At 65.8% G+C, this 26,234-nt stretch carries 29 protein-coding genes and 2 tRNA genes; 10 read left to right on the forward strand and 21 right to left on the reverse strand.

Translation table 11 applies throughout. From position 1 onward, the window contains the following. Position 1 precedes the first annotated feature (1 nt). The gene (locus tag L3V85_RS24100) at positions 2 to 415 is read left to right on the forward strand and encodes an ExbD/TolR family protein (RefSeq protein ID WP_237675210.1); all 414 of its coding nucleotides are present in this window, start codon (positions 2 to 4) and stop codon (positions 413 to 415) included. A 94-nt stretch (positions 416 to 509) separates the two neighbouring features. Beyond that, complete coding sequence (gene hemP / locus L3V85_RS24105) at positions 510 to 722, forward strand: hemin uptake protein HemP (protein ID WP_237675211.1); 213 nt, start codon at positions 510 to 512, stop codon at positions 720 to 722. A gap of 183 nt (positions 723 to 905) precedes the next feature. Here the strand turns inward: hemP and L3V85_RS24110 are convergent, their stop codons facing one another. Beyond that, entirely contained in the window at positions 906 to 1,313 is a 408-nt protein-coding gene (locus tag L3V85_RS24110; RefSeq protein ID WP_081268676.1) for a GlcG/HbpS family heme-binding protein, read from the reverse strand. Between the two features lie 193 nt (positions 1,314 to 1,506). On the opposite strand from L3V85_RS24110, the gene L3V85_RS24115 reads away from it, so the two are divergent. After that, on the forward strand, positions 1,507 to 2,208 hold the full coding sequence (locus L3V85_RS24115) for a Bax inhibitor-1/YccA family protein (RefSeq protein WP_237675212.1): 702 nt from the start codon (positions 1,507 to 1,509) through the stop codon (positions 2,206 to 2,208). A gap of 59 nt (positions 2,209 to 2,267) precedes the next feature. Here L3V85_RS24115 and rlmD read toward each other — a convergent pair whose 3' ends face one another. From rlmD to surE, 5 genes are read right to left on the reverse strand one after another with little or no spacing between them, the layout of a single operon-like run. Continuing rightward, the gene (gene rlmD / locus L3V85_RS24120) at positions 2,268 to 3,704 is read right to left on the reverse strand and encodes a 23S rRNA (uracil(1939)-C(5))-methyltransferase RlmD (RefSeq protein WP_237675213.1); all 1,437 of its coding nucleotides are present in this window, start codon (positions 3,702 to 3,704) and stop codon (positions 2,268 to 2,270) included. A gap of 41 nt (positions 3,705 to 3,745) precedes the next feature. Next, complete coding sequence (locus L3V85_RS24125; RefSeq protein ID WP_237675214.1) at positions 3,746 to 4,792, reverse strand: sigma-70 family RNA polymerase sigma factor; 1,047 nt, start codon at positions 4,790 to 4,792, stop codon at positions 3,746 to 3,748. Between the two features lie 4 nt (positions 4,793 to 4,796). Then, positions 4,797 to 5,708: a peptidoglycan DD-metalloendopeptidase family protein gene (locus L3V85_RS24130; RefSeq protein ID WP_237675215.1), complete on the reverse strand. Its 912-nt coding sequence runs from the start codon at positions 5,706 to 5,708 to the stop codon at positions 4,797 to 4,799. A gap of 11 nt (positions 5,709 to 5,719) precedes the next feature. After that, a complete protein-coding gene (locus tag L3V85_RS24135) occupies positions 5,720 to 6,493 on the reverse strand; it encodes a protein-L-isoaspartate(D-aspartate) O-methyltransferase (protein ID WP_237675216.1) in 774 nt (257 codons plus the stop codon). A 1-nt stretch (position 6,494) separates the two neighbouring features. Further along, on the reverse strand, positions 6,495 to 7,253 hold the full coding sequence (gene surE / locus L3V85_RS24140; protein WP_106933873.1) for a 5'/3'-nucleotidase SurE: 759 nt from the start codon (positions 7,251 to 7,253) through the stop codon (positions 6,495 to 6,497). Positions 7,254 to 7,380: 127 nt separating this feature from the next. Between surE and L3V85_RS24145 the strand changes: the two genes are divergently transcribed. Beyond that, positions 7,381 to 8,367 (forward strand): NADPH:quinone oxidoreductase family protein, encoded by a 987-nt coding sequence (locus L3V85_RS24145; protein ID WP_237680638.1) that lies wholly within the window; start codon positions 7,381 to 7,383, stop codon positions 8,365 to 8,367. 87 nt (positions 8,368 to 8,454) lie between these two features. Here the strand turns inward: L3V85_RS24145 and L3V85_RS24150 are convergent, their stop codons facing one another. The 3 genes from L3V85_RS24150 to L3V85_RS24160 all read right to left on the reverse strand — a co-directional run bounded on the left by L3V85_RS24150 (position 8,455) and on the right by L3V85_RS24160 (position 9,937). Beyond that, positions 8,455 to 8,799 carry an H-NS family nucleoid-associated regulatory protein gene (locus tag L3V85_RS24150; protein ID WP_237675217.1) on the reverse strand — a complete coding sequence of 115 codons (345 nt, stop codon included), beginning with the start codon at positions 8,797 to 8,799 and terminating at the stop codon, positions 8,455 to 8,457. Between the two features lie 272 nt (positions 8,800 to 9,071). Further along, positions 9,072 to 9,147 (reverse strand) — tRNA-His (locus tag L3V85_RS24155). 85 nt (positions 9,148 to 9,232) lie between these two features. Then, positions 9,233 to 9,937 carry a YbhB/YbcL family Raf kinase inhibitor-like protein gene (locus L3V85_RS24160; protein WP_237675218.1) on the reverse strand — a complete coding sequence of 235 codons (705 nt, stop codon included), beginning with the start codon at positions 9,935 to 9,937 and terminating at the stop codon, positions 9,233 to 9,235. An 80-nt stretch (positions 9,938 to 10,017) separates the two neighbouring features. On the opposite strand from L3V85_RS24160, the gene L3V85_RS24165 reads away from it, so the two are divergent. Further along, positions 10,018 to 10,266, forward strand: coding sequence for a GlsB/YeaQ/YmgE family stress response membrane protein (locus L3V85_RS24165; RefSeq protein WP_237675219.1), 249 nt, complete (start codon positions 10,018 to 10,020; stop codon positions 10,264 to 10,266). Further along, complete coding sequence (locus L3V85_RS24170; RefSeq protein ID WP_237675220.1) at positions 10,266 to 10,610, forward strand: hypothetical protein; 345 nt, start codon at positions 10,266 to 10,268, stop codon at positions 10,608 to 10,610. Before L3V85_RS24165 ends, L3V85_RS24170 begins: the two co-directional genes overlap by 1 nt. A 21-nt stretch (positions 10,611 to 10,631) precedes the next feature. On the opposite strand, the gene L3V85_RS24175 is transcribed toward L3V85_RS24170, so the two are convergent. From L3V85_RS24175 to L3V85_RS24200, 6 genes are all read right to left on the reverse strand, one after another. Continuing rightward, positions 10,632 to 11,306: a histidine phosphatase family protein gene (locus L3V85_RS24175; RefSeq protein WP_237675221.1), complete on the reverse strand. Its 675-nt coding sequence runs from the start codon at positions 11,304 to 11,306 to the stop codon at positions 10,632 to 10,634. A 107-nt stretch (positions 11,307 to 11,413) separates the two neighbouring features. Then, complete coding sequence (locus tag L3V85_RS24180) at positions 11,414 to 13,336, reverse strand: SurA N-terminal domain-containing protein (protein WP_237675222.1); 1,923 nt, start codon at positions 13,334 to 13,336, stop codon at positions 11,414 to 11,416. Between the two features lie 78 nt (positions 13,337 to 13,414). Further along, positions 13,415 to 13,490: transfer RNA gene (locus tag L3V85_RS24185), tRNA-Val, on the reverse strand. Positions 13,491 to 13,520: 30 nt separating this feature from the next. Then, on the reverse strand, positions 13,521 to 13,793 hold the full coding sequence (locus L3V85_RS24190; protein ID WP_007830705.1) for an HU family DNA-binding protein: 273 nt from the start codon (positions 13,791 to 13,793) through the stop codon (positions 13,521 to 13,523). A 220-nt stretch (positions 13,794 to 14,013) separates the two neighbouring features. After that, positions 14,014 to 15,099, reverse strand: a complete 1,086-nt coding sequence (locus L3V85_RS24195) for a tartrate dehydrogenase (protein ID WP_272934078.1) — start codon at positions 15,097 to 15,099, stop codon at positions 14,014 to 14,016. After that, positions 15,096 to 16,040 (reverse strand): alpha/beta fold hydrolase, encoded by a 945-nt coding sequence (locus L3V85_RS24200; RefSeq protein ID WP_237675223.1) that lies wholly within the window; start codon positions 16,038 to 16,040, stop codon positions 15,096 to 15,098. Before L3V85_RS24200 ends, L3V85_RS24195 begins: the two co-directional genes overlap by 4 nt. A gap of 38 nt (positions 16,041 to 16,078) precedes the next feature. On the opposite strand from L3V85_RS24200, the gene L3V85_RS24205 reads away from it, so the two are divergent. Continuing rightward, positions 16,079 to 17,038 carry a LysR substrate-binding domain-containing protein gene (locus L3V85_RS24205; protein WP_237675224.1) on the forward strand — a complete coding sequence of 320 codons (960 nt, stop codon included), beginning with the start codon at positions 16,079 to 16,081 and terminating at the stop codon, positions 17,036 to 17,038. A gap of 24 nt (positions 17,039 to 17,062) precedes the next feature. Here L3V85_RS24205 and L3V85_RS24210 read toward each other — a convergent pair whose 3' ends face one another. The 3 genes from L3V85_RS24210 to uvrC are packed head-to-tail and all read right to left on the reverse strand — an operon-like array spanning position 17,063 to position 20,541. Next, positions 17,063 to 17,950 (reverse strand): DMT family transporter, encoded by an 888-nt coding sequence (locus L3V85_RS24210; RefSeq protein ID WP_237675225.1) that lies wholly within the window; start codon positions 17,948 to 17,950, stop codon positions 17,063 to 17,065. Beyond that, complete coding sequence (gene pgsA, locus L3V85_RS24215; protein WP_081268659.1) at positions 17,947 to 18,513, reverse strand: CDP-diacylglycerol--glycerol-3-phosphate 3-phosphatidyltransferase; 567 nt, start codon at positions 18,511 to 18,513, stop codon at positions 17,947 to 17,949. The genes L3V85_RS24210 and pgsA overlap by 4 nt, the downstream gene beginning before the upstream one ends. A gap of 60 nt (positions 18,514 to 18,573) precedes the next feature. Next, positions 18,574 to 20,541: an excinuclease ABC subunit UvrC gene (gene uvrC / locus L3V85_RS24220; protein ID WP_237675226.1), complete on the reverse strand. Its 1,968-nt coding sequence runs from the start codon at positions 20,539 to 20,541 to the stop codon at positions 18,574 to 18,576. 93 nt (positions 20,542 to 20,634) lie between these two features. On the opposite strand from uvrC, the gene earP reads away from it, so the two are divergent. The 3 genes from earP to L3V85_RS24235 all read left to right on the forward strand — a co-directional run bounded on the left by earP (position 20,635) and on the right by L3V85_RS24235 (position 23,396). Next, positions 20,635 to 21,705 carry an elongation factor P maturation arginine rhamnosyltransferase EarP gene (gene earP, locus L3V85_RS24225; RefSeq protein ID WP_237675227.1) on the forward strand — a complete coding sequence of 357 codons (1,071 nt, stop codon included), beginning with the start codon at positions 20,635 to 20,637 and terminating at the stop codon, positions 21,703 to 21,705. Positions 21,706 to 21,858: 153 nt separating this feature from the next. After that, positions 21,859 to 22,413 carry an elongation factor P gene (gene efp / locus L3V85_RS24230; RefSeq protein WP_093236965.1) on the forward strand — a complete coding sequence of 185 codons (555 nt, stop codon included), beginning with the start codon at positions 21,859 to 21,861 and terminating at the stop codon, positions 22,411 to 22,413. Between the two features lie 119 nt (positions 22,414 to 22,532). Further along, positions 22,533 to 23,396 (forward strand): TIGR00730 family Rossman fold protein, encoded by an 864-nt coding sequence (locus tag L3V85_RS24235; RefSeq protein ID WP_237675228.1) that lies wholly within the window; start codon positions 22,533 to 22,535, stop codon positions 23,394 to 23,396. A 6-nt stretch (positions 23,397 to 23,402) separates the two neighbouring features. Here L3V85_RS24235 and L3V85_RS24240 read toward each other — a convergent pair whose 3' ends face one another. The 3 genes from L3V85_RS24240 to L3V85_RS24250 form a co-directional block, all read right to left on the reverse strand. Beyond that, positions 23,403 to 24,080 (reverse strand): TetR/AcrR family transcriptional regulator, encoded by a 678-nt coding sequence (locus tag L3V85_RS24240; RefSeq protein ID WP_237675229.1) that lies wholly within the window; start codon positions 24,078 to 24,080, stop codon positions 23,403 to 23,405. A gap of 8 nt (positions 24,081 to 24,088) precedes the next feature. After that, entirely contained in the window at positions 24,089 to 24,538 is a 450-nt protein-coding gene (locus L3V85_RS24245; RefSeq protein WP_237675230.1) for a hypothetical protein, read from the reverse strand. 83 nt (positions 24,539 to 24,621) lie between these two features. Further along, on the reverse strand, positions 24,622 to 26,151 hold the full coding sequence (locus tag L3V85_RS24250) for an MFS transporter (RefSeq protein WP_237675231.1): 1,530 nt from the start codon (positions 26,149 to 26,151) through the stop codon (positions 24,622 to 24,624). Between the last annotated feature and the right edge of the window lie 83 nt (positions 26,152 to 26,234).

The raw sequence follows: 26,234 nt of genomic DNA on the forward strand, positions 1-26,234 counted from the left end.
CATGGCTTTCGGAACCCAAGACGAACCCGACGAGGTGATGAACGAGATCAACATGACGCCGCTGGTCGACGTCATGCTGGTGCTCCTGATCATCTTCATCATCACCGTGCCGGTGATGAAACACGCGGTCAACATCGACCTGCCGCGCGCCACGAGCGAGCCGGAGCAGCCCAAGCCGCAGAACATCCTGTTCAGCGTCACGGCCGATGGCGAGTACTACTGGAACGAGCAGAAGATCGCCGACAGCGAACTCCCCGGCCGCCTGGCCGCCGAAGCCGCCAAGGAACCGCAGCCCGAGCTGCACATCCGCGGCGACAAGGCCGTGCGCTACGAGCGCGTGGCCAAGGCCATGTCCGAGGCTCGTGAAGCCGGCGTGCGCAAGATCGGCTTCATCACGGAACCCGATACGAAGTGACCTGAATCGCGATCGAAAAAAAGTTGATCGCCGCGATTGACTTTTTATTGCGAATCATTATCATTTAGTCATCGCTTCGATAAGGGAACTCCAGATGCCAGCCACCCCCAACGCTTTTTCTGTTCTGAACCATCCTTCGCTTGATCAATCGGGTGGCGGCCATGTGTCGATCCAGGCATCGCGTCCGGTCCCGATGGTTGAAAGCACGGAGCTTCTGAAAGGAAGCAAGACCGTGGGCATCATGCACAACGGCTCCCTCTATCGGCTTCAAGCCACCAAACTCGGCAAGCTGATCCTGACCAAATAGGTCGTCAGCCCGCCCCTCGCGCAAGTTTCATCGTGGGGCGACTCAAGGAGATTCATCTCCGAAGGGTCGTTTTTTGCTAGCCAACGGTTCGCCGACTAGCCAAGCTTTTTTTCACGCTGAGGCCTCCAAAAGAAAACGCCGACCTCGAAGTCGGCGTTTTGCTTTGTGCGATCTTGAAAAGAATCAGAGGCCGAGTGCGGCAATGCCAGCCTTGGCGATCTGCGCGTCTTCATTCGACTTCACGCCGCTCACTCCGACCGCGCCGATCACGTGGCCGTCCTTCACGATCGGCACGCCACCTTCGAGCAGGCCCTGCACTTCCGGCGCCGTCAGGAACGCGGTACGGCCACCGTTGATGATGTCTTCGTAGACCTTGCTTTCGCGGCGGCCCATGGCGGCCGTGTGGGCCTTGGCAGGGGCGATGTGCGAAGACAGCGCGGCGGCGCCGTCCAGGCGTTGCAGCCAAAGCAGGTTGCCGGCATCGTCCGAAATGGCGATGGTAACGGCCCAGTTGTTCTTGAGGGCCTCGGCTTCTGCCGCCGCGGCGATGGTCTTGACGTCGGCGAGTTCGAGGAATGACTTGGTCTTCATGGTTTGGCTCAGGTTGCGTAAAAACCCCACAGCATAACGGCCACGCCACCAGCAATGCTTTCGGGCCGGTGCCAAGCTAGGGAACATCCTGCATACGGTCTTTCCTGCATACGGTCTTTATCGAAACCTGCTCTTGCAGCCCCCTAGAATGCGCCCCAACTGCGTCTTAGCAGCAACCACAGGAGCTCCGGCCATGAACGACCGCGTTACCACCCTAGACACCTCCACAGGCTACGGCCAGCCGCTGGCCCAGGCAGAACGCCAGCGCGTGCTGCGCAACACCTACTGGCTGCTGGCGCTGAGCCTGCTGCCCACCGTGCTCGGCGCGTGGGTCGGCGTCAGCACCGGCATCACCCGTTCGCTCACGGGCGGCCTCGGCCTCATCGTGTTCCTCGGCGGCGCGTTCGGCTTCATGTTCGCCATCGAGAAGACCAAGAACTCCGCCGCCGGCGTGCCGGTGCTGCTGGGCTTCACCTTCTTCATGGGCCTGATGCTGTCGCGCCTGATCGCCATGGTGCTTGGCTTCAAGAACGGCTCCGAACTCATCATGACGGCCTTCGGCGGCACCGCCGGCGTGTTCTTCGTCATGGCCTCGCTGGCCACGATCATCAAGCGCGACCTGTCGGGCATGGGCAAGTTCCTGTTCGTCGGCGCGATGGTGCTGATGTTCGGCGCCATCATCAACGTGTTCGTGGGCTCGAGCACGGGCATGCTGGTGATCTCGGTGGCCGCCATCGGAATCTTCTCTGCCTACATGCTCTATGACCTGAAGCAGATCATGGACGGCGGCGAAACCAACTACATCACCGCCACCCTCGCCCTCTACCTGGACCTGTTCAACGTGTTCCAGAGCCTGCTGGCCCTGCTGGGCATCTTCGGCGGCGAACGCGACTGACCGTGTCCGGCCCCGAGGGGCCACGCACAAGAACTAAGGGCCCCGCGAGGGGCCCTTTTTCATTCCAGCTCGAACACCGCAATCGACTCGACGTGCGCAGTGTGCGGGAACATGTTGACCACCCCCGCAAAGGTGCAGCGGTAGCCCGCCTGATGCACCAGCAGCCCGGCATCGCGCGCCAGCGTCGACGGATTGCAGCTCACGTACACGATGCGTTTCGGCGGCGTCCAGCCATCGGTGCACAGTTCGGGCTGCTGATGCAGGTCGGCCATGGCCTTCGCAAGCGCGAACGCGCCTTCGCGCGGCGGGTCGACCAGCCATTTGTCCGCGCTGCCGTCCTCCACCAGCATGGCCGGCGTCATCTCGAACAGGTTGCGCGCGACAAACTTCGCAGGCGACAACTCGCGGCGCGCGGAGGTCGCGGGCTGGTTCGTCCCGTAGTTGGCCGTGGCGCGTGCCACCAGCGTGTCGCTGCCCTCGATGCCCAGCACCTCGCGCGCCTGGCTCGCCAGCGGCAGCGTGAAGTTGCCGAGGCCGCAGAACCAGTCGATCACGCGCTCATCGGGCTGCACGTCGAGCAGGCGCAACGCCTTGCCCACGAGCGCGCGGTTGATGTGCGGATTGACCTGCGTGAAGTCGGTCGGCTTGAAGGGCATCGTGACGCCGAATTCCGGCAGCCGGTAGGACAACGGCGAGCCGCCTTCTTCGAGCAGCTTGACCGTGTCAGGCCCCTTGGCCTGCAGCCACCATTGCACGCCCTCGTTTTCCGCCGCAAAGGCCTTCAGGCGGTCGATGTCGGCGCGCGACAGCGGCTCCAGGTGCCGCAGCACCAGTGCGATCGTGCCGAGCTTCGTGGAGTCCGGTGCATCGCCGCAAGCCAGTTCGATCTGAGGGCAGGTGTCGCGCGCGTCCAGCGAGCCGATCAGCGCGCGCAGCGGCATCAGCATTTCGCTGACCTGCTTCGGCAGCACCGGGCACACCTGCATGTCGGCCAGGTAGCGGCTCTTGCGCTCGTGAAAGCCGATCAGCACCGTGCCCTTCTTGACCACGTGCCGCACCGACAGCCGCGCGCGATAGCGGTAGTGCCACGCCGGGCCTTCGAGCGGCCGCAGCAGGTTCTCGGGCTTGACCTTGCCGAGGTGCCACAGGTTGTCTTCCAGCGCACGCTGCTTCACGGCCACCTGGGCCGCCGCGTCCAGGTGCTGCATCTTGCAGCCACCGCAGGCACCCGTGTGCAGGCCGAAATGCGGGCAGCCCGGGCGCACGCGCTGTGATGATTCGCGGCGAATGGCCGTGACCGTGCCCTGCTCCCAGTTGTTCTTCCGGCGGTGGACGTTGAACTGCACTTCCTCGAAAGGCAATGCGCCCTCGATGAACACGACCATGCCGTCAGCCTTGTGCGATACGCCCTGTGCGTCGAGGTCGAGGGACTCGACCTGCAGCCATTCTTCGCCGGGATTCGTGGGGACTTTCTTTTCTTCGATGGATTCCGTCATCCCCCGATTGTCTCAGCGCGGCCGAGTCAACCTGAAAGCACCTAGAACAGCGCGTCCCTCCCGACGCCGGAACGCGCCAGCTGACGCCGCATCTTGGCCAGCGCTTCGTTCTGGATCTGCCTGACCCGCTCCCGCGTGAGACCGAGCCGGACGCTCAGCACCTCGAGGGTTTCGGGTTCGCGGTCGTGCAGCCCGTAGCGGCCTTCAAGCACCTCGCGCTCGCGTGCGTCGAGCGCATGCACCCACTGGTCGAGCAGGCGTTCCACCTCGTGCGCGTGCGTGGCGCCGCTGGGGCTGCTTTGCTCGTCATCGGAGGCCACGGTGTCTGCCAGCGTGAAGCCGTCGTCGCCGCGCGCATCGCCCGCATCGAGCGAGCGCGGCGCCTCGGCCAATGCCAGCAGATCGGCCACCGCCTGAACGTCACGCCCCAGCAACGCAGCAATGTCCTCCACGCGCACGCCGTCGGGCCGGTGGGCAAGGAATTCGGCATCGCCTTCGAGCGTGCGCCGGGCACGCAGCACTTGCTGAAGCTCCCGCACCACATGCACCGGCAGACGAATCGCCCGCGCCTGTGTCATGACCGCGCGCTCGACCGACTGGCGGATCCACCAGGTCGCGTAGGTCGAGAAGCGAAAGCCGCGCTCGGGTTCGAACTTGGTGATGGCATGCATCAGCCCCAGGTTGCCCTCTTCGATCAGGTCGGACATCGGCACGCCGCGCCCAAGGTAGCCCTTGGCGATGCTCACGACGAGCCGCAGGTTGTGCTCGATCATCGACTGCCTTGCGGCAAAGTCGCCAGCCCGCGCGGCGCATGCGGCCTGGTATTCCTCTGCGGGGGTGAAAAGCTCCGTGCGCCGCACCTGGCGCAGGTAGATGGTGAGGGCATCGGCGCCCTCCCCGCCGATCAACTCGGCCATCGCGCCATTGGGCAGCGCGGCGTTCGCAGCAAGAGCGTCTGCCGCGGCTTCTAGCGAAGGAAAGTTTTGTTCGGGGTTCTCGTCGGCATCGCCCGAAGAAGGCGGAAGCACGCTGCCCTTGCCCACCGACCCGCGCACGGTCGGCGTGCGGCGGGGGCGGGAGGCAGCCATGGCATCACCGGCTGGGCAGGTAGCGCGAGGGATCGACGGGCTTGCCCTGGCGGCGGATCTCGAAGTGCAGCTTGACGCGATCGGCATCGCTGCTGCCCATTTCGGCGATCTTCTGGCCCTTCTGAACCGACTGGTCTTCCTTCACGAGCAGCGTCTGGTTGTGCGCATACGCGGTCAGGTAGGTGTTGTTGTGCTTCAGGATGATCAGGTTGCCGTAGCCGCGCAGGCCGGCACCGGCATAGACCACACGGCCGTCGGCCGCGGCCAGCACTGGATCGCCCGCCTTGCCGCTGATGTCGTAGCCCTTATTCTTGGCTTCGTCGAAACCGGCGATCAGCGAACCGCTCGCGGGCCAGATCCAGCCGAGGTCTTCGTCACCCGATGCGCCGCTGCCAGGGCTCGCCGGAGATGCGGTGACAGGAGCCGGCGGCTTGGTGGCTCCGGTCGATGGCGTTACCGGTGCGATGACGGGAGGCGGTGTCACCGGCTTCGTGACCGCGCCTTCGGAACCGCTCGAAGGCGGAGGCGCAACAGCGACGGAAGTACCCGAACCGGTCGGGGGAATTACCCGGAGCACCTGGCCGACTTCGATCAGGTCGGGGTTGTCGATGTTGTTCCAGCGGACGATGTCCTGCCAGCGCTGTCCTGTCTCGATGCCGATGCGGCGGATGGTGTCGCCCGGACGAACCGCGTAGTAGCCGGGCTTGCCGTAGTTTTCAATGCCGGCGAGCGGCTTGCCGTTGGCATCGGTGGTGATGGGTGGGCCGCCAGGAACCGTGCTGGGGGCCGGGGCGCGCGTCATGGTGCCGCGATCTTCAACCGGCGCGGGCCCGCGCGGCGTGGAACAGCCCGCGATCACGAGCACAAAAGCCAACGTGATGCCAGCGAACCAACTCCGATTGCCAATACCCTGCATTTGTTATTCCTTCAAGCAATCCCCGATTTTAGGGGGACAAAGTGGACCGCCTCAAGAATGAGCCGCTCCAACCCCCGCGGGGTCTTGTCAATGACGACAAGTGCTTGACCGCCGCTCGCGGAATGGGTTGGCGCCACGATGCGCCCCCCCACCGCGAGCTGCGTGATCCAGGCTTCGGGCACCGCCTCGCCGCCTGCCGCTGCAATGATGCCTGCGTAAGGCGCGCCCTTGGCATAGCCGATCATTCCGTCGCCCAGCATCAGGTGCACGGTGGCCAGCCGGAAGTGCCGCAGATTGGCGCGCGCGCGCTCATGCAGCCCGCGCAGGCGCTCGATGCTGTAGACCTCGGTGACCACATGATTCAGCACCGCGGCCTGATAACCGCAGCCGGTGCCGATCTCCAGCACGCGTCCCAGCTTGTCTTGCGGCTTGCCGACCAGCGCCGGCGCACCGAGCAGCAGTTCGATCATGCGAGCCACCACGCTGGGCTTGGAAATGGTCTGACCCAATCCGATCGGCAGGCTCGTGTCTTCGTAGGCCTGGTTGACCAGCGCGCTGTCGACGAAGCGGTGCCGGTCCACGGCGCCCATCGCGCGCAGCACGCGCGGGTCGGAAATGCCCTGCGCCGCGAGCTTTTGCACCATGCGCGCGCGCACGGCGTCCGAAGCCATCGAGGGCGTGGACGACACCAAGGGCTTGACCGGCGCGGCGGGAATGCGCCCGCGCGTGGCGGCCGAAGCGGTGGGTGTCAGTCGAACGGGAAAACTGGGCCGCTGCGTCGCCATGTCAGTTGCCGAGACGGGCCACCGTCTCGCGCCATTGGCCGAGGTTGGCGTGGTCCGTCAGGTCGATCTGTAATGGCGTCAGGGCAATGTGGCCTGCCGCGGTGGCGTGGAAGTCGGTGCCCTCGCCACTGTCCTTGGCACCACCAGCACCGGCGATCCAGTACATGGTTTCACCGCGCGGACTGTCTTGCGTGATCACTTTTTCAGCCGCATGGCGACGGCCGAGGCGACAGACCTTGACCGGCTTGAGCTGGTCGAACGGCAGGTTCGGCACGTTGACGTTGAGCAGGAAAGGCGCGCCGCCGAGCATGCGCTCGCGCTCGATCTGCTGCACCAGCCGGCGCGCCACCTGGCCGGCCGCATCCACATGCGCCCAGCCCTTTTCGATCTGCGAGAAAGCAATGGCCGGGATGCCGAAGAGATAGGCCTCCATTGCCGCGCCGACCGTCCCTGAATAGATGGTGTCGTCGCCCATGTTGGCGCCGTTGTTGATGCCGGACACCACCAGGTCCGGCCGGTAGTCGAGCAGGCCCTTGAGCGCGATGTGCACGCAATCGGCAGGCGTGCCGGTCACGTAGCGAAAGCCGTTGTGCGCCTCGCGCACGTAGAGCGGTGCGGCCAGCGTGAGCGCGTTCGACTTGGCGCTGTTGTTGTGTTCGGGGGCCACCACCTCGACGTCGGCGATGTCCTTCAGCGCGTCGTGCAAAGCGACGATGCCCGGCGCCTGAAAGCCATCGTCGTTGGAAATTAGTATCTTCATGGTGTCCTGGATGCGCCAGATTGTAGGCGTCGGGTGCGTCGCAGCAGGGACAAGCCCGCCCTGCCGCGCCCCCTATCATCGCCCGCATTCATTGCCCCCACCCGACTCACACGAAGGAGACCCGAGCATGCACGCATGGCTTTGCGAAAACCCCACCGGCGTCGATGCGCTGACCTGGAAGGAACTGCCGACACCGACCCCGGGCCCCGGCCAGGTGCTGATCGAGATCAAGGCGGCCAGCCTGAATTTCCCCGATCTGCTGATCGTGCAGAACAAATACCAGATGAAGCCGCCCCTGCCCTTCGTGCCGGGCTCCGAATATGCGGGCGTCGTGCAGGCGATCGGCGAAGGCGTCACGCACCTCAAGGTCGGCCAGAACGTGGCCTGCCTGTCGGGCACCGGCGGTTTCGGCACCCATACGCTGGCTCCCGCCGCGCTGTGCATGCCGCTGCCCGAAGGCTTCGGCCATGTCGACGCGGCCGCTTTCATCATGATCTATGCCACCTCGTGGCATGCACTGATGGATCGCGCCCAACTCAAGGCTGGCGAAACCGTGCTCGTGCTCGGCGCCGCCGGCGGCGTGGGCACCGCGGCCATCCAGATCGCCAAGGCCGCGGGCGCCAAGGTCATTGCAGCTGCATCGACCGACGAGAAATGTGAACTCTGCCGCTCCATTGGTGCCGACGCGACGATCAACTACACCACGCACGCGCTGCCCAACGGTTTTCGCGATGCCATCAAGGCCGCGACCGACGGCAAAGGCCCGGATGTCATTTACGACCCTGTCGGCGGTGATTTCGCGGAGCCGGCGTTTCGCTCGATCGGATGGCGCGGCCGCTATTTGGTGGTGGGTTTTGCATCCGGCCCCATTCCATCGCTGCCATTGAATCTGACGCTGTTGAAAGGCGCATCGTTGGTCGGCGTGTTCTGGGGCGATTTCGCCAAGCGCGAACCCAAGGCCAATGCGCAGATGATGGCCGAATTGGCACAGTGGTACGGACAGGGAAAGATCAAGCCGGTGATCGACAGCACGATGCCGATGGCGGAATTGAAGGCCGCCTACGCCCACATGGGCTCGCGCGGCGTCAAAGGAAAACTCGTGATGGTGAACTGAACGCCCTGCGTTTCAACACCCAATAAAAAAGCCCGCAGATGCGGGCTTTTTTATTGGGCAGTTGCCTGCCACCGAATGCGCAGGCACTTACTTGATCTCGTAATCGGAAAGCGACTTGCCAGCAGCCAATGCTTCCGTCACCCAACGCGGCTTGCGGCCACGACCACCGGACCAGGTTTCACCCGTCGGGCCGCGGTATTTGGCGGCAGCCTTGGCCGGAGCGGCACTGGCGCTGCGCTTCGCAGTCGCGGCGCGGCCGGTCAGTTTCAGGTCAGAAGCCGTCAACCCATATTCGGCGATCTTCTTGCGCAACTCTTCGATCACGCCCGCGCGTTCCTGGTTACGCAGGTCTTCGGCCTGCTTGCGCAATTGCGCAATCTGCTCGTCGTGCTTCTTGATCTGGGAATTGATATCTGCGAGGGTCGAAGCCATTGTTGGACTCCTGAAATTGAAAACGAGCGGATTTTAATTCAATTTACATTTGTCACGCACGCGTCTCTTGAGCAAAAAACCGGCCGTTCATTGCTTTAATGCAACAACTCGCAACGTAAAGCTGCACCACCCCGGGACGGGATATGCGAATCAGAAGAGGGAAAAGGGAGTTGGCTGCCGCCTGAAACGGAGCCGGAAATGACAACGCCGGAACAAGTCCGGCGGTGTAATCCTTTGATTGCTATTGAGCAATAGCGCAAAGGAGATATTTTTGGGGTGGCTGATGGGACTCGAACCCACGACGACCAGAATCACAATCTGGGACTCTACCAGCTGAGCTACAGCCACCGCAGAGCCTCAGATTGTAGCGTTAAAAATCGTCGTTTTGACAGTTGGGACCAACTCGAATGCGAGAAAGTCGCTTTCGGACATCTCAACCTGCAGCCAACGGCCCCACGGAAGGGATGCCTTCCTCGATCTTGATGGTGCCGTCGGGCCTTTCGCAGGTGCCGATCAACAGGCCGCTGGCGATGGCGTGCGCGCGCAAGGCCTCGAACACCTCCTCCCGGCCGGGCGTGTCGGAAAACTCCGGCACCTGGCTCAACGCGAACACCTGGAATGCATAGCGGTGCTTCCCGTGCCCCGGCGGCGGATCGGGCGGCAGCCACATCGCCTGCAATGCCGAATTGCGCCCGACATGCAGGCCGACACCGCCGCCGTCCTGCCTCGGTATCGCATCTTCCGCAAGTGAGCCGCTTTCCGGTGGCAGACCCACGACGATGGCATGCACCAGCGGGTTGGGCGTTGGCGAGTCGGCATCCTCCACGATCAGCAACAAGGCCGCTGCGCCCGACGGCAGATTCGTCCATTGCAAGGGCGGCGACAAGCCTTCCCCATCCGCGGTGTAGCGCGCCGGTATCGGCGCGTGATCAGCGAAGGCAATGCTCGTCACCGCTATGGAGGCCATGCCCTCCCGCATTCCGAGCGCATTGAAGACGATGTTGTCCAGCCCCGCGCGAACACCCTGCAGCGCGTGGCCGATGACATCAGGCAATTTTTCCAGCATGAAACGGGTATACCGCCGCGCGGCATAGCCCGCTGTAGGACGCCATGCGCCCTCGGTGTCACGGCGATCCATATGGCTCCGCTATCATGAAGCGAGCCGCGCAGCCGGCCTGACTTTCGCCACTTCCACTTCACCGCCAAAGGAATTTTTTCATGAGCATCGTCTGGACTATTCTGATCGGGTTCGTCGTGGGTCTGGTGGCACGCGCCGTCAAGCCGGGGGACGATTCCGCGGGCTTCATCGTCACCACGATCATCGGCATTGCCGGCTCCCTGATCGCAACCTACATCGGCCAATCGATGGGCTGGTACATCGCCGGCCAAGGCGCAGGCTTCATCGCTTCCGTGCTGGGCGCGATCGTGCTGCTGATCCTTTACGGCCTGATCAAGCGCAAGAGCTGATGCCGCCGCGGGCGCCCCGCAAACCACGCGCAAAGCACCACGTCTATGTGGTCGAACTCGACGACCGCGTCTGGAACAACGCCCGCTTCCGTCGCGCCAACCCTGATTACCAACTCGGCAAGCCCTTCGTCTACGTCGGCATGACGGGGCTGGACCCCGACATCCGCTTCGACAAGCACAAGGCCGGCATCCAGGCCAACAGCTTCGTCCAGGAGTTCGGCCTGCGCCTGCTGCCCGCGCTCTACGAGCGCTACAACCCGATGCCCTACGAAGACGCGCGCTCGATGGAAGTCGAGCTAGGCATCATGCTGCGCAAGGCCGGCTACGGCGTGTGGCAGGCCTGAGCCAACGAGTGCCCCAGGCACTCAGGCGTAGGTCACCCAGTCTTCATATGCCGGACCGTCCAGGTGCGGCAGCGTGTTGTAGGTCACGAGCATGTGCCGCTTCGGCGTGAACGCGAATTCCGTGACCGAGGTATTGCGGATGCGCAGGTTCAGCTCGATGGTCGTTTCGGCGCTCGTGCCGAGCACGTGACCGACGGCGGTGCTGATCGGGCCGCCGCTCGACACCACCAACACCTTCGCGCCGTGATGCTTGTCGCGCACATGATCGAGCGCCGTCGTCACGCCCGCCAGAAAGTCGACATAGCTCGGCATGCCGACAGGCTTGGTCTTCTCCTGCATCCACGCGCCCAATCCTTCGCGCAACAGGCGGAAGTGATGGCGGTACATCTCGGGGGAATCGGGTTTCTCCAGCTTGCCTTCGTGGATGGCGGCGATGACGGCCTCGCTGTCGTACTCGTTGAGCCCGGGCCACGGCAGCACGTCGTCGCGCGAAAGCCCCAGGCCCTTGGCGATGCCTTCCCAGGTCTGGCGATGGCGCTTCAGCGTGCCGGTGATCACCGCATCGAAGCTCATGCCGCGCTCGCGCCAGTATTCGCCGAGCCGAACGGACTGCCGGTGTCCGAGTTCGCTCAGGTTGTCATAGTCGGCGGCGCCGAAACTGGCTTGCCCGTGACGCACAAGATAGAGGGTTCCCATGTGCGGGATTCTGGCAAGAAGCCCGGTCGCCGCTTGTCCCTCGTGCGACCAAAACGAAAAAGCCCGAGCCATCGGCTCGGGCTGTACTTTGCGAAGGCTCTTGCGGGTCAGCGACCGGCAGCGGCTGCGCCAGGCAGTGGGTCCGCCGGCTTCGGCACCAGGATCTGCGCCTTGTAGCGGTCCTTCAGCATGTTGTAGTAGGCCGCGTCTTCAGCGGCAGCCACCGATTGGCCGACCTGCGTCTGCTCCTGCTTCGCGAGTTCGGCCGGCGGCGGCGTGCGCGGAACCACCTTGGTCACGCGAACCACCGCATAGCCTTGCGCGCCCAGATCCACGCCCACCAGCGTCGGCAGCTTGGCGGCGTCGGCACGCAGTGCGGCGTCGATCACCGGCAGCGGCTGCGAAGCCGCATCGCGGCGCGACACGGTCATGGGCGCGCCGAAGGTCGCGCCATCGGCCTTGGTCGTCCATGCGGCGAGCTTGGCTTCACCCTCGGTCTTGGCCAGCACCGCGGCGCGCTCATTGATGAGCTGCGCGCGGATCTTGTCCTTGACCTCGGCCAGCGGCACCGGATGCGCCGGCGCATACGTCGTCACGCGGCCCGACGCGAGCTGGTTCGCACCGACCTCGATCGCCTCGGTGTTCTGCTTGCGCTGGAGCGAATCCGGGGCAAACAGCGCATTCAGGAAGTTGCGGCTGGCCAGCGGGCCGGTAGCGCCCGGCACAGGCGTGCGCGCCACGTTGTTGGCCGTCTGGATCGTGAGCTTCAGCTTGTCGGCGGCGGGCTTCAGGCTGTCGGGCGTCTGGTACACCGCGTCGGTGAAGGCCTCGGCAGCCTTGGCGAATTCCTGCGTGGCCTGCTGCGAACGCACGTCGCTTTCGATGGTCGCGCGCACCTGTTCGAACGGCGGCACCACGGCCGGCTTGATGTCGGTCAGGTGAATGATGTGATAGCCGAACTCGGTTTCGATCACATTGCTGATCTCGCCCTTCTTGAGCGCGAACATCGCATCTTCGAACGGCTTGACCATCGCGCCTCGGGTGACGAAGTCGAGGTCGCCGCCCTTCTCCGCCGAGCCCGGGTCCTGCGAATTCTTGCGCGCCACGTCGGCGAACGTGTTCGGTGCCTTCTTGACTTCAGCCAGCAGCGCTTCTGCCTTGGCCTTGGCTTTTTCGCGATCGGCGGCGGGCATGCTCGACGGCGCGGTGATCAGGATGTGGCTCGCACGGCGCTCTTCCTTCGTACCGAAGCGCGCGGCGTTTTCCTTGTAGTAGGTCTTGAGGTCGTCCTCGTTCACGCTGATGTTCTTCTTGGCGGCGTCGAGGTCGAGCACGAGGTACTCGATGTTGGCTTGCTCGGGCGCCTGGAACTGCGATGCGTGGTCCTTGTAGTAGGCCTCGATGTCGGCGTCGCTCACCGTCACCTTCGATGCGAAGGTCTCGGGGTTGAAGCGAGCCACCTGGATCTCGCGGCTGTCGTAGAAGGCGTTGATCGTGGTGGCGGCCAGCGCCGGCGACGTGAAGGCCGTGCCCGAAATGCCCAGCATCACCTGCTGCGTTGCCATGTCCGCGCGCACCGAGGCTTCGTATTGCTCGGGGGTGCGGCCGGTCACGCGCTGGAAGGTCTCGCGGTCGAACTTGCCGTCGGGCGTGCGGAACGAAGCCAGGCCGGGGTCTTGCGCGAAGATGCGCGAGAGGCGGTCTTCCGACACCGTCATGTTGGCCTTGGCAGCCGCAGCGGCCAGCACGCGGTCGCGCACCATACGCTCCAGCGTGGCATAGCGCAACGCGTCGGACTCGAGCAGCGTCGGGTCGACGTTGGGCGACTGCTGGCGAATGCGGTCCGTCTCGACACGGTGCTGCTGATCCCACTCGGGACGCGTGATGTCGTGTCCTTCGATGCGCGCAACCTTCTCGTCCCCGCCGAACCCCTGATACCGTTCGACCCCGAAGAACACGAACGAGGGAATGATCAGCAAGAACAAGAAAATCATCACGATCTTGGTGTGCTTGCGGAAGGCTTCAAACATGCTTGAACACTCTTTTTCGACGGCTGTCGGACGGCAATAAAAAAGGCGAACTTGCGGTTCGCCTTTGCATCGGGTGGGTGGTGGGTGCTGAGGGGCTCGAACCCCCGACCTACGCCTTGTAAGGGCGCCGCTCTACCAACTGAGCTAAGCACCCCACCGGAATTTATTCTCCGAGTCTAACGCCTTAGTTCAGCGCGTCTTTCAGCGCCTTGCCTGGACGGAACTTCGGAATCTTGGCGGCCTTGATTTTAATCGCGTCGCCGGTGCGGGGATTTCTGCCCGTGCGGGCAGCCCGCTTGCCTACTGCGAAAGTGCCGAAACCGACGAGCGAAACGGAGCCGCCCTTCTTGAGCGTGGTACGAATGGCGCCGATCGTGGATTCGAGCGCACGGGTCGCTGCGGCTTTGGAGATGTCGGCGTTCTTTGCGATGTGCTCAATCAGTTCGGTCTTGTTCACAAGGGCCCCTTGTAGAAAAAAAGTTGGTCGGCTTTCGTCAGCTGCGACCTGGCCGCGGTGTGTGCGACTCAAGAACCTGGCAGGCCTGACGCCTCGGCAGCGCACTGCCAGCGAGGATTACAACCACTGGTCTGCAGGGTGTCAATAAGACACGGCGCCTTGCCGATCAGCGGAGCGCGCGATTTTAGGGGCCTTTCGTGAACTCCTTTTCCACAGCGGCTCAAAGCGCCGCGGCGATGGCTTTGCCGAGGTCCGAGGTGCTCGCCTTCCCACCGATATCGGGGGTGCGCGGCGCTCCGCTTTGGGGCGCGAGCACCTTCTCGATGGTCGACAGGATCGCGTCGTGCGCCTGCTTGTGGCCGAGGAACTCCAGCATCATCGCGCCGCACCAGATCTGCCCGATGGGGTTGGCGATGCCCTTGCCGGCGATGTCCGGCGCCGAGCCATGCACCGGCTCGAACAGCGACGGCGTGGTGCGCTCTGGGTTGAGGTTGGCGCTGGGCGCGATGCCGATGGTGCCGGTGCAGGCCGGACCCAGGTCGGACAGGATGTCGCCGAACAGGTTGCTCGCCACCACCACGTCGAAGAAGTCGGGTCGCTGCACGAAGTGCGCGGTGAGGATGTCGATGTGGAACTTGTCGAGCGTGATGCCCGGGTAGCTCTTGCCCATCTCGGCCACGCGCTCGTCCCAGTAGGGCATGGTGATCGAGATGCCGTTCGACTTGGTGGCGCTGGTCAGGTGCTTCTTGGGCCGCGACTGCGCGAGCTCGAAGGCGAACTTCAGCACCCGGTCGACGCCCACGCGCGACATCACGGTTTCCTGCACCACGATCTCGCGCGGCGTGCCCTGGTACATGCGCCCGCCGATGCTCGAGTACTCGCCTTCGGTGTTCTCGCGCACGATGTACATGTCGATCTCGCCGGGCTCGCGCGGCGTGCCGTCGCGCCGCACCACGGGCGCGATGATGCCGGGCATCAGGCGCGCCGGGCGCAGGTTGATGTACTGGTCGAACTCGCGGCGGAACATCAGCAGCGAGCCCCACAGCGACACGTGGTCCGGGATCTTCTCGGGCCAGCCGACCGCGCCGAAGAAGATGGCGTCATGTCCGCCGATCTGGTCCTTCCAGTTGTCGGGCAGCATCTGGCCGTGCTTCTCGTAGTAGTCCCAGCTCGAGAAGTCGAAGTGGTCGAACTTCAGGTCGATGCCGAACCTGGTCGCGGCCGCCTCGAGCACGCGCAGCCCCTCGGGCATGGTCTCCTTGCCGATGCCGTCGCCGGCGATGACTGCGATTCTCTGGGTGCTCATGATGTGGCTCCTGCTTGTTGGGGAAGGGAAAAGAATTCGAGCGCCTCGGCCAGCAATGCGTCGGGCGCCTCTTCGGGAACATAGTGGCCGCAAGGCAGGGCATGGCCCGACACCTCGGCCGCGCGCTCGCGCCACAGCGCCAGCACGTCGAAGGCCTTGCCGACCGCGCCGTGCTCGCCCCACAGCACGCGCAGCGGTTGCCCGAGGCGCAGCCCGCCCGCGATGTCCGCGCGGTCGTGGACCAGGTCGATGGTGGCGGAGGCGCGGTAGTCCTCGCAGATGGATTCGGCCGTGCCCGCGATGCCGGCGCAGCGCTCGTACTCGGCCAGCACCTCGGGCGCGAACGGCGCCAGCCCCGCGTGCCGCCCGCCCATCACGCTGCGCACGTAACGCACCGGGTCGGAGGCGATCAGCGCCTCGGGCAGCGGCGGCGGCTGGATCAGGAAGAACCAGTGCCAGTACGCCTTGGCGAAAGCCTCTGAGGTCTGTTCGTACATGGCGAGCGTGGGCGCGATGTCGAGCAACAGCATGCGCTCGACCGCCGCCGGATGGTCCGCCGCGAGCCGGTGCGCCACGCGCGCGCCGCGGTCGTGCGCCAGCACGCCGAAGCGCTCGAAGCCGTGGTGCCGCATGGCGGCGAGCGCGTCGAGCGCCATCTCGCGCTTGCTGTAGACATGGTGCTCGGCGTCGGCGGCCGGCCGGCCCGAATCGCCGTAGCCGCGCAGGTCCACGGCGACCACGGTGAAGCGCTCGGCCAGCGCCGGCGCCACGCGGTGCCAGATCGCATGCGTCTGTGGATGACCGTGCAGCAGCAGCAAGGGCGCGCCCTGCCCGCCGATGCGGCCATGGATGCGAACGCCATCGCGCACGAGGTCGAAAGTGGGAAAGGAGAGGAACGGGTTCGTCACGTCGGCGATTGTGCGTTGCGCCCTCGCCGCCATCAAGCAACAATCGACCAATTCATACTTTCCAATCTGGCATGAATTCCCCCTTGATGGACCGCGGCGACCTGGCACTGGTGCTGGCCATTCGCGACCAGGGCAGCCTGGCGGGCGCCGCCGATTCGCTCGATGTCGTGCCCTCCGTCATCACCAAGCGCCTCGGCGCGCTCGAGACGCGGCTGGGCCAGCGCCTGTTCGACCGCACCACGCGGCGGCTCAGCGTCACGGCCGAGGGCGAGGCCGTCTGCCTGCATGCGAAGACGCTGCTCGAAGGCTTTGCCGCGCTCGAAAGCGAGCTGGGCGAGCGCCAGAACGAACTGGTCGGCACGATCCGCCTCGCCGCCACCTTCGGTTTCGGGCGGCGCTGGCTTGGGCCCGCGCTGGCCACTTTCCAGACCCGCCATCCGGCGCTGCAGATCGAGTTGCTGCTGACCGAGCAGTTGCCCGAACTGAGCGCCGAAGGCTATGACGGCGCCATCTGGCTCTGGGCCGTGCAGCAGCCGCGCGCGGCCGACTGGGTCACGCGGCGCATCGCGCGCAACCAGCGCGTGCTGGCGGCGTCGCCAGACTACCTGGCACGACGCGGCGTGCCGGCCACGGCCGAGGCACTGGCGTCGCACGACTGCCTGGTCGCGCGTGAGAACGGCGAGGTCAACCAACGACAGTTCACGCTGTGGAGCCTTCGCCATGCGCGCGACGGCAGCACGGCGCGCGTGCGGGTGCAGGGCCGGCTGGCCAGCAACTCGGGCGAGATGGTGCGCGACTGGTGCCTGGCCGGGCACGGCGTGATGCTGCGCAGCCTGTGGGACATCGCACCGCAGCTCGCCAGCGGCGAACTGGTGCGCGTGCTGCCGCAGTACGCGATGGCGGACGCCGATATCCACTGGGTCGCCCCGTGGCGGCCGAAGACGCCGCGCCGTGTTCGGCTGCTGGTCGACCATCTCGCGGAGCAGTTCCGTTCGGAGCCCTGGAAGCCGGGCAAGGCCGGCGCGCGCTGAATATATATAAGAGGGCTGGCCGGCTCAGCGCTCGCCGCGCACCACCAGGCTCACGCCGACGGCGGTGAGGGCAATGCCCAGCACCGTCACCAGCGTGATCGGCTCGCTGAACAGCAGCCAGGCCATTACCGCCGTGCAGGGCGGCACCAGGTACAGGAGGCTGGTGACGGCGGTGGCCGTGCCACGCTGTATCAACATATAGAGCAGCGAGCTGCCACCCAGCGACAGCGCCAGCACCGACCAGGCCATCGCGCCGCCCGACTGCAGGTTCCACTCGATGTGCTGCGGCTCCAGCGCCGCGAATGGCAGCGTGACGAGCAGCGCCGCCGCCATCTGCACCGCGCTCGCGCTGCGCACGTCGCAGGGCGCGACGAAGCGCTTCTGGTAAAGCGTGCCCGCGGTAATCGAAAGCAGCGCCATCAGCGCCAGCCCCATCGTCAGCGCGCTCACCTCTGCGCCCTGCCCGAGCTTGCGCGATACCACCAGCACCAGCCCCGCGAAACCCAGCGCGAGCCCGCCCCACTGCCGTTTGGAAATGCGCCCGCCGTTGAACGACAGCCAGACGGCCGTGAGCACCGGCTGGATGCCGACCAGCAGCGCCACCAGCCCGGCGCCCATGCCTTCATGCACCGCCGCCCACACGCCGCCGAGGTAACCGGCCTGCATCAGGACGCCGGTGACGGCAAGATGGCCCCATTGGGCGCGCTGCTTCGGCCACGCGACCCGCGCCAGCGCGACCCACGCGCCGAAGCACACGAGAGACAGCGCATAGCGCACAGCCAGGAATTTGAGGGGTGGCGCATACGGCATGCCGTAGCGCGCGACGATGAAGCCCGTGCTCCAGATCAGCACGAAGACCCCGGGCATCGCCCGCAGCCAGCCCGCGTTGCGGGCCGGGGCTGCCGAGGTCATTTGGTACGCGCCCGGATTTCGGGAATGGCCTTCTGCAGGTAGTACACCATCGACCAGATGGTGAGCACGGCCGAGATCCAGATCAGCCATTGCCCCCAGAGCCCGGTGTCGATCACCTTGAAGAGGCGTCCGTCATACAGCAGGAACGGAATGGCGATCATCTGCACCGTGGTTTTGACCTTGCCGATCATGTGCACCGCCACGCTCTTGCTGGCGCCGATCTGCGCCATCCATTCACGCAGCGCCGAGATCGCGATCTCGCGGCCGATGATGATCAGGGCCACGAACACGTCGGCGCGCTGCAGATGTACCAGCACCAGCAGCGACGCGCAGACCAGGAACTTGTCGGCCACCGGATCGAGGAACGCGCCGAAGGCCGAGGTCTGGTTGAGTTTGCGGGCCAGGAAGCCGTCGAGCCAGTCGGTGGCGGCGAAGACGATGAACATGACCGTGGCGATCAGGTTGCGCATCGGCTCGGCCATCGGCAGGTAGAACACGCCGACGATCAAAGGGATCGCGACGATGCGCGTCCAGGTCATGATGGTCGGTAAGGTCCAGAACATCGCTTGATTGTGTCATGGCGGCGTTACCCCTCGACCGGCATCCGGTTGAGGGCAGTTGCCTCAGTGCAGCGCCTTGTAGATCTCTTCCGCCAGGTCGGAGGCGATGCCCTCCACCGAGGCAATGTCTTCCACGCTCGCCGCGGCCACGCCGCGGATGCCGCCGAAGCGCTGCAGCAGCCGCGCCCGCCGCTTCGGCCCGATGCCCGGAATATCTTCGAGCTGGCTGCCGCCCACGCGCACCTTGGCGCGCTTGGCGCGCATGCCGGTGATGGCGAAGCGGTGCGCCTCGTCGCGGATCTGGGCGACCAGCATCAGCGCGGCCGAGTCCTTGCCCAGGTAGACCTTCTCGCGGCCGTCGGCGAACACCAGTTCCTCGAGCCCGACCTTGCGACCCTCGCCCTTCTCGACGCCGACGATCAACGACAGCGGCAGGCCCAGTTCGCCGAACACCTCGCGCGCCATCGACACCTGGCCCTTGCCGCCGTCGACCAGCACCAGGTCGGGCATGCGCGCGGTGCGGGGCTTCGGGGGTGCGTCGGCGCTCTCGCTCTCGGCGTCGCCGGGGGGCAGCGCGTCGGTCTCGGCGGCCATCGCCTCGGCCAGCTTGCCGTAGCGGCGGTGCAGCACCTGGCGCATGGCCGCATAGTCGTCGCCGGGCGTGATGCCCTCGATGTTGTAGCGGCGGTACTCCTTGTTCTGCATGGCGTGGTGTTCGAACACCACGCACGAAGCCTGCGTGGCCTCGCCCGCGGTGTGCGAGATGTCGAAGCATTCGACCCGGAAGGTGTCGAGGTCGTCCGAGGCCAGCTCGAGCGCGTCGGTCAGCGCGCGGGTGCGCGCCTGCTGCGAGCCCTCTTCGGCCAGCAGCCGGGCCAGCTGCAGGCCGGCATTGGTCTCGGCCATCTCGAGCCAGTGCCGGCGTTGCTCGCGCGGCTGGAACACGGCCGTCACGCGCGAGCCCGCCTGCTGCGAGATCGCCTCGATCAGCTCGCGGCTCACCTGCTGGCTCAGCACCAGCGTGGCCGGCACCGGCACGTCGATGTAGTGCTGGGCGATGAAGGCCTCGAGCACCTGCACCTCGATCGGGTCGGCCGCGGCGGGACCGGCATCGTCGCCCTCGTCGCCGTCCAGCTCGCCGTGATGGATCTGCACCGCGTCTTCCACGTGCACGGGAAAGTAGGGCCGGTCGCCCAGGTGGCGGCCGCCGCGCACCATGGCCAGGTTCACGCAGGCCTTGCCGCCCTGCACCTTCACGGCCAGGATGTCCACGTCCTTGTCTGAGGCGATCTCGATCGACTGCTGGTGCAGCACGCGCGAGATGGCCGACATCTGGTTGCGCAGCTCGGCCGCCTGCTCGAACTCGAGCTTCTCGGCGTGCGTCATCATGCGCTGCTCCAGCTTCGAGAGCACGAGTTGGGTGTCGCCCATCAGGAAGGCCTCGGCGCTGGCGACGTCCTGCGCATAGGCGTCGGGCGCGATGTGGCCGACGCACGGCCCGCTGCACCGCTTGATCTGGTAGAGCAGGCAGGGCCGCGTGCGGTTGGCGTACACCGTGTCTTCGCAGGTGCGCAGGCGGAACACCTTCTGCAGCAACTGGATCGACTCCTTCACCGCCCATGCGCTGGGGTACGGCCCGAAATAGCGGTGTTTCTTGTCGACCGCGCCGCGGTAGTAGGCCAGCCGCGGAAACTGGTGCGACGCGATCTTCAGATAGGGGTAGCTCTTGTCGTCGCGAAACAGGATGTTGTAGCGCGGCTTGAGCGTCTTGATCAGGTTGTTCTCGAGCAGCAGCGCCTCGGCCTCGGAGCGCACCACGGTGGTCTCCATGCGCACGATCTTCGAGATCATGTGACCGATGCGGGTGCCGCCGTGATTCTTCTGGAAGTAGTTGGCGACCCGCTTCCTGAGATTGCGCGCCTTGCCCACGTACAGCACTGCGCCCGCGGCGTCGAAATAGCGATAGACACCGGGCAGCTGCGGCAGGGCCGCGACTTCGCTGAGCAATTGATCGGAATGCACGTCTGACATGGCGGCTATTGTGGCGTGCGGCGCACAGCCCGGCCGAGCGCCCATCGCAAACCCGGCGGGGCCGGAAAAGGAACAAGGGCACACTCGCGACCTATGCAATCGAGGCAATGGGACATCTTCTGCAAGGTCATCGACAACCACGGCGACCTCGGCGTCTGCTGGCGGCTGGCCTGCCAACTGGCCGTGCGCGGCGAAGGCGTGCGGCTGTGGATCGACGACGCGGCCGCGCTGGGCTGGATGGCGCCGTCGGGGCACGATGGCGTTCAGGTGATCGACTGGCTCGACGATGCAGCGCTGCAGGCCGCCGTGGCACAGCCCGCGCCCAACGTGCTGGTCGAGGCCTTCGGCTGCGAGCCGGCACCGGAGCTGATCGCGCGTTTTGCCGAAACGCCGGGCAAGCCCTGGATCAACCTCGAATACCTGTCGGCCGAGCCGTATGTGGAACGGCTGCACGGGCTGCCCTCGCCGGTGTTCCGGGGCCCCGGCGCAGGGTTGACCAAGCGCTTTTTCTATCCAGGCTTCACGCCCGCGACCGGCGGCCTGCTTCGAGAAGCCGACCTCGCGGCGCGGCAGGCCGGCTTCGACCGCGCCCGGTGGCTTTCCGAACGGCAGATTCCATGGAGTGCCGACGAGCGCCTGGTTTCTCTGTTCTGCTACGAGCCCCCGGCGCTGGCCGCGCTTCTGGCTCGGTTGGCGCAAGGCCCCGAGCCAACGCGGCTGCTGGTCACGGCCGGCCGCGCCGCGCAGGCGGTCAAGGCACTGCTCGGCACGGAAGAAGCGCGCGGCGCGCTATCAATTTCATACCTGCCCTACCTGACGCAGCCGGATTTCGACCACCTGCTCTGGGCCTGCGACCTGAACTTCGTGCGCGGCGAAGATTCGCTGGTGCGCGCGCTCTGGGCCGGCGCGCCGCTGGTCTGGCAGATCTACCCGCAGGACGACGATGCGCATCACGTCAAGCTCGGCGCCTGGCTGGACTGGCTCGGCGCCCCGCCCTCGCTGCGGCTTTTTCACCACGCCTGGAACGGCTTCGGCGACGGCCCCCTGCCGCCGCTGGAAATGCAGGGCCCGTGGCGCGAAACCGCCCGCGGCGCCCGTGAGCGGCTGCTCGCGCAGGACGATCTGGTCACGCAACTGCAGGAAATGATCGCCCAAAAAAGCTAAAATAGTGGGCTTTGCGGATTTCGGCCCGGATTCCTTCGGTCCGAAATGCTCTCCGCTAAACCTGCCGCGGGACATGTACCGCGGGGCCAGCAACACCGGCACATACCGCCGATGGCCCCGTGCACCGAGCGGCCAACATCCAGAGACCCTGTTATGAAAATCGCTCAAGAAATCCGCGCCGGCAACGTCATCATGCACGGCAAGGACCCGATGGTCGTCCTCAAGACCGAATACAGCCGCGGCGGCCGCAACTCCGCCACCGTGCGCATGAAGATGAAGAGCCTGATCGCCAACTTCAACACCGAAGTGGTCTTCAAGGCCGACGACAAGATCGACCAGATCGTGCTGGACAAGAAGGAGTGCACCTACTCCTACTTCGCCGACCCGATGTACGTCTGCATGGACGCCGACTACAACCAGTACGAAGTCGAAGCCGAGAACATGGGCGACGCCCTGAACTACCTCGAAGACGGCATGGCCGTCGAAGTGGTGTTCTACGACGGCAAGGCCATCTCGGTCGAACTGCCGACCAGCGTCGAGCGCGAAATCACCTGGACCGAACCCGCCGTCAAGGGCGACACCTCGGGCAAGGTGCTCAAGCCCGCCAAGATCGCCACCGGCTTCGAAGTGCCCGTGCCGCTGTTCGTCTCGCAAGGCGACAAGATCGAAATCGACACGCGCACCGGCGAATACCGCAAGCGCGTCTGAGCCTCTCCGGCAAATTGACCACCACCCTCGAAAAAGGCTCCGCAAGGAGCCTTTTTCGTTTCCGGGCACACTGGTTGCAACGCTGCACAATCACCCAGGTCCCTTTGTCCTGTTTCTTCATGAACAACACGCACGATCTTCACGACAAACGCCTGGCCGACGCCTGGGCCACGCTCCAGTCCCACGCCGACCAGGGCCTCCCGCTCGATCCCGATCCCTCGCGCATCGCCTTCGCCGACCCCGAATTCCTGCTGCGCCGCGAAACCCGCGGCATCCGCATGCAGCTCGAGCTGATGAAGCCCGACGTCGAGCAGCGCGCCCATGGCATCGAGAACACCGTGGTGGTGTTCGGCAGCGCACGTTTCCGCAGCGAGGAAGACGCCGCCGCCATGATCGCCCAGGCCGATGCATCCGGCGATGCGGCGGCCTCCGAACGCTGGCGCCGGCTCGCGCGCAACTCGCACTACTACGAGAAGGCGCGCGCCTTCGGCAAGCTGGTCGCGCAGTACAGCAACGACAAGGAGCCGCAGGACAAGCTGTTCGTCTGCACCGGCGGCGGCCCCGGCATCATGCAGGCGGCCAACCGCGGCGCGCATGAAGGCGGCGGCATCTCGGTCGGCCTGGCCATCGCGCTGCCGATGGAAGAGGAAGCCAACCCGTACGTCACGCCGGCGCTGAGCTTCAAGTTCCACTACTTCGCGATCCGCAAGATGCATTTCATGATGCGTGCGAAGGCGCTGGTGGCGTTCCCGGGCGGCTTCGGCACGCTCGACGAACTGTTCGAGGTGATCACGCTGGTGCAGACCAAGAAGTCGAAGCCGGTGCCGATCGTGCTGTTCGGCTCGGACTACTGGAAGCGGCTGATCGACTTCGACTTTCTCGTCGACGAAGGCGTCATTTCGCCGGGCGACGTGAAGCTCTTCGAATACGTCGACGCGCCCGACGACGCGTGGAACGCGATCAAGCGCTTCTACAAGCTCTGAGCTGAATCAGGCGGCGCTATCGTCCTCGAACGGGCGCAGCGCCCGCTCGAAGAAGTCGACGAGCGCCCGCGCGCGGCGCTTGCGGTCGGCCTCGCCGGTCTGGCCCATGGCCACCGCATCGTCGGCCACGCCGTGCAGCGCGTTGAACAGAATCACGGCCGTCATGGTCGCGTCGGCCACCGCCCACACCTTGGCGTCGGCACCCCGCCTCAGCAAGGCGACCAGTTGCGTGATGACGGCGTTGTCGTTGCGCATGCGCCGGTCTTCGGGCCGGTACTCGTGGAAAACGACGTCGTGCAGCGCGACGTTGTCCAGGTAGGTCTGCAGCCCCGTCTCGGTCCAGGCCTTGAGGCGGGCGCGGTGGTTGTCGGGGCGGTGCCGGTCGACGGCCTCCTGCAGCCGCGCGCAGAAGTTGTCGACGAAGCGCTGCTGCAGCGCGCCGAGCAGCGCCTCCTTCGACGGAAAGTACAGATAGAAGGTGCCTTTGGCCACCTGCGCGCCGGCCGCGACGTCGTCGATGCTGGTGGCGGCGATGCCTTTCTCGATGAAAAGCCGCTCGGCGGCGTCCATCAGCGCGGGAGCGCGGGTCTCGGGTGCCTTGGTGCGGCGGCGCGGCGCGGCCTCGCCCTCCGGCGATGCAGGAGAAGGAGATGCCGGGATGGCGGCCGTGCCGCTCTTCGCCATCGACCGCCTCAGGGAACCACGGCCGCCGCCGAGCGGATGGCCGCGCGCACAGCCGCCAGGTCGAACGGCAGGCCGCGCGGCGCCATCACGCGTTCCGACAGCCACGCCAGCGCATCGTCGGTATCCGCAAAGGTGCTGGCGGGCACGCCGAAGAGTTTCTCTACATTCATCTTGCGGATTTTCTCGTACTGGTCGGCGGGCACCACGCTCGCCATGCCCATCATATGGCGGCGGATGTCGCCGCCGCGCTCCTGCAGCCATTGCTTGGCGCTCTGTGCGCTGCCCTCCGGATGCACCAGCGCATCGGCATCGGCGAACACGCGCAGCGACGCGAAGGGCTGGCCGCGGTCGAGCCAGCCGTTCCAGTCTTGCGTGAAGGCCTGCATGCTCTCGAGCGTCTGCAGCCCCGAGGAGACGCTGATGACGAGGGGCCATTGACTGAGTTCGTGACGAATCATGGAAAGCTCCTTGAAAAAAACCGAATGAAGGCGCGCGCTGACGCGCACCGGCACGTATGCGGCGGGCATGGAAGGGCGAAGCCTCAGGCGCGGGCGGCGACAGCGGCTGCGCGCGGCCTCACGCTCAGCAACAGCCCCGCGGCCAGCAGGCCGGCCACTCCGGCGCAGGCCATGGCCGCATGGAAGCCGCCGGCGAGCGCGGTGGCCAGCAGTTCGTGGGCGATGCCCGCGTCGAGCGAAGACAGCGCGTGCAGGTCATGCCGGCTCACGGCGTCGACGGCCGCCTGCCGCGCACCCGAGAGCCCCGCGTGTTCGAGCGAATCGGCCAGCAGCGAGGTGGCACGCGTGCTCATCAGCGTGCCGAGCAGTGCGATGCCGATCAGCATGCCCGCTTGGCGCAGCGCGTTCATCGTGGCCGAGGCCATGCCCGAACGCTGCGCCGGCACCGACGCCATGACGGCAGTGCTGGTGGCCGGCACCGCCAGCCCGGCGCCCGCGCCGAGGAACAGGAACAGCAAGGCCATCGGCGCATAGGGCGTGTCCGCCGAGAACAGCGTCAGCAGCAGCATCGAGCCGCCGATCAGCGTATAGCCGGCGACCATCAGCGTGTGCACGTCGAAGCGCCTGGCCAACCGGCCGAACTGCGAGGCCACGACGCCCGTTGCCACGAACTGCGGCACCAGCCGCCAGCCGGTGTCGCTGGGCGACCAGCCCTGCACCTGCTGAAGGAACAGCGAGAAGAAAAACAGGCTCGCGTACGACGAGAAACCGAGCACGAACGACGCGAAGTTGGTCACCGAAAAGCGCGCATCGCGAAACAACCCGAGCGGCAACAGCGGCCGCGCCACGCGCGCCTCCACCACCAGGAACAGCACGAGCCCGACAGCGGCCGCGACCAGCGCGGAAGCCGCCTGCACCGAGCCCCAGCCGTGCTCGCCCGCCACGATCAGCCCATAGGTCAGCGCGCCCAGCCACAGCACGCTAAGCACCTGCCCCACCGGGTCGAGCGCCGCGTGCTCAGGGTGCGCGGTCTCGCGGATGCCCCAGAGCCCCAGCCCGACGGTCAGCACGCCGATCGGCAGGTTGATGAGAAAGATGCTCTGCCAGCCCGCGTGATCCACCAGCAGCCCGCCGAGCATCGGCCCGAGGATCAGCGACAGCGCCGTGAACGACGACCAGCCGCCAATCACTCGCGCCCGGCTGGCCGGCTCGGGGAAGGCATGCGCCAGCAGCGACAGCGCGCCCGGAATCAGCAGCGCACCGGCCACGCCCTGCACCGCCCGCCCCGCCAGCAGCGTCGGCAGGTTGCCGGCCAGGGCGCACATCGCCGAGCCGAGGGTGAACACGATCACGCCGGCCAGCCAGGCGCGCTTGCGGCCGTAGCTGTCGCCGAGCGGGCCGGCCGACAGCATGAAGGCGGAAAGGCACAGCGCGTAGATGTCGATCACCCACTGCAAGCCGGCCAGGTCGGTGGAAAGCGCGCGCTGCAACGTGGGCAGCGCGACGTTGACGATGCTCACGTCGAGTGTGGCGATGAAGCTGCCGAGGTACACGGCAGCGACGAGCGCAAGACGGCGGCGCGGATCGGCCGCCGCCGGAATATGGGAGTCCATGGACGCCTTCAAGGTCGTTGAAGAAGGCGCCAATACTGACTTCAAGTCAGTTAACTGTCAATCAAATGAGAATTTATCGCATT

It is taken from the genome of Variovorax paradoxus (assembly GCF_022009635.1).
Lineage (GTDB): Bacteria > Pseudomonadota > Gammaproteobacteria > Burkholderiales > Burkholderiaceae_C > Variovorax.

Excerpts from the sequence above, each read along its gene's own strand:
- L3V85_RS24125 (WP_237675214.1), bottom strand. The coding sequence starts at position 4,792 with ATGGCTGCCTCCCGCCCCCGCCGCACGCCGACCGTGCGCGGGTCGGTG.
- L3V85_RS24175 (WP_237675221.1), bottom strand. The coding sequence starts at position 11,306 with ATGGGAACCCTCTATCTTGTGCGTCACGGGCAAGCCAGTTTCGGCGCC.
- L3V85_RS24170 (WP_237675220.1), top strand. The coding sequence starts at position 10,266 with ATGCCGCCGCGGGCGCCCCGCAAACCACGCGCAAAGCACCACGTCTAT.
- L3V85_RS24195 (WP_272934078.1), bottom strand. The coding sequence starts at position 15,099 with ATGAGCACCCAGAGAATCGCAGTCATCGCCGGCGACGGCATCGGCAAG.
- L3V85_RS24240 (WP_237675229.1), bottom strand. The coding sequence starts at position 24,080 with ATGGCGAAGAGCGGCACGGCCGCCATCCCGGCATCTCCTTCTCCTGCA.
- L3V85_RS24210 (WP_237675225.1), bottom strand. The coding sequence starts at position 17,950 with ATGACCTCGGCAGCCCCGGCCCGCAACGCGGGCTGGCTGCGGGCGATG.
- surE (WP_106933873.1), bottom strand. The coding sequence starts at position 7,253 with ATGAAGATACTAATTTCCAACGACGATGGCTTTCAGGCGCCGGGCATC.
- L3V85_RS24160 (WP_237675218.1), bottom strand. The coding sequence starts at position 9,937 with ATGGATCGCCGTGACACCGAGGGCGCATGGCGTCCTACAGCGGGCTAT.
- L3V85_RS24110 (WP_081268676.1), bottom strand. The coding sequence starts at position 1,313 with ATGAAGACCAAGTCATTCCTCGAACTCGCCGACGTCAAGACCATCGCC.
- L3V85_RS24165 (WP_237675219.1), top strand. The coding sequence starts at position 10,018 with ATGAGCATCGTCTGGACTATTCTGATCGGGTTCGTCGTGGGTCTGGTG.
- uvrC (WP_237675226.1), bottom strand. The coding sequence starts at position 20,541 with ATGTCAGACGTGCATTCCGATCAATTGCTCAGCGAAGTCGCGGCCCTG.
- L3V85_RS24145 (WP_237680638.1), top strand. The coding sequence starts at position 7,381 with ATGCACGCATGGCTTTGCGAAAACCCCACCGGCGTCGATGCGCTGACC.
- rlmD (WP_237675213.1), bottom strand. The coding sequence starts at position 3,704 with ATGACGGAATCCATCGAAGAAAAGAAAGTCCCCACGAATCCCGGCGAA.
- L3V85_RS24100 (WP_237675210.1), top strand. The coding sequence starts at position 2 with ATGGCTTTCGGAACCCAAGACGAACCCGACGAGGTGATGAACGAGATC.
- L3V85_RS24205 (WP_237675224.1), top strand. The coding sequence starts at position 16,079 with ATGAATTCCCCCTTGATGGACCGCGGCGACCTGGCACTGGTGCTGGCC.
- L3V85_RS24150 (WP_237675217.1), bottom strand. The coding sequence starts at position 8,799 with ATGGCTTCGACCCTCGCAGATATCAATTCCCAGATCAAGAAGCACGAC.
- L3V85_RS24135 (WP_237675216.1), bottom strand. The coding sequence starts at position 6,493 with ATGGCGACGCAGCGGCCCAGTTTTCCCGTTCGACTGACACCCACCGCT.
- L3V85_RS24235 (WP_237675228.1), top strand. The coding sequence starts at position 22,533 with ATGAACAACACGCACGATCTTCACGACAAACGCCTGGCCGACGCCTGG.
- L3V85_RS24180 (WP_237675222.1), bottom strand. The coding sequence starts at position 13,336 with ATGTTTGAAGCCTTCCGCAAGCACACCAAGATCGTGATGATTTTCTTG.
- hemP (WP_237675211.1), top strand. The coding sequence starts at position 510 with ATGCCAGCCACCCCCAACGCTTTTTCTGTTCTGAACCATCCTTCGCTT.
- L3V85_RS24130 (WP_237675215.1), bottom strand. The coding sequence starts at position 5,708 with ATGCAGGGTATTGGCAATCGGAGTTGGTTCGCTGGCATCACGTTGGCT.
- L3V85_RS24245 (WP_237675230.1), bottom strand. The coding sequence starts at position 24,538 with ATGATTCGTCACGAACTCAGTCAATGGCCCCTCGTCATCAGCGTCTCC.
- efp (WP_093236965.1), top strand. The coding sequence starts at position 21,859 with ATGAAAATCGCTCAAGAAATCCGCGCCGGCAACGTCATCATGCACGGC.
- earP (WP_237675227.1), top strand. The coding sequence starts at position 20,635 with ATGCAATCGAGGCAATGGGACATCTTCTGCAAGGTCATCGACAACCAC.
- L3V85_RS24250 (WP_237675231.1), bottom strand. The coding sequence starts at position 26,151 with ATGGACTCCCATATTCCGGCGGCGGCCGATCCGCGCCGCCGTCTTGCG.
- pgsA (WP_081268659.1), bottom strand. The coding sequence starts at position 18,513 with ATGTTCTGGACCTTACCGACCATCATGACCTGGACGCGCATCGTCGCG.
- L3V85_RS24200 (WP_237675223.1), bottom strand. The coding sequence starts at position 16,040 with ATGGCGGCGAGGGCGCAACGCACAATCGCCGACGTGACGAACCCGTTC.
- L3V85_RS24115 (WP_237675212.1), top strand. The coding sequence starts at position 1,507 with ATGAACGACCGCGTTACCACCCTAGACACCTCCACAGGCTACGGCCAG.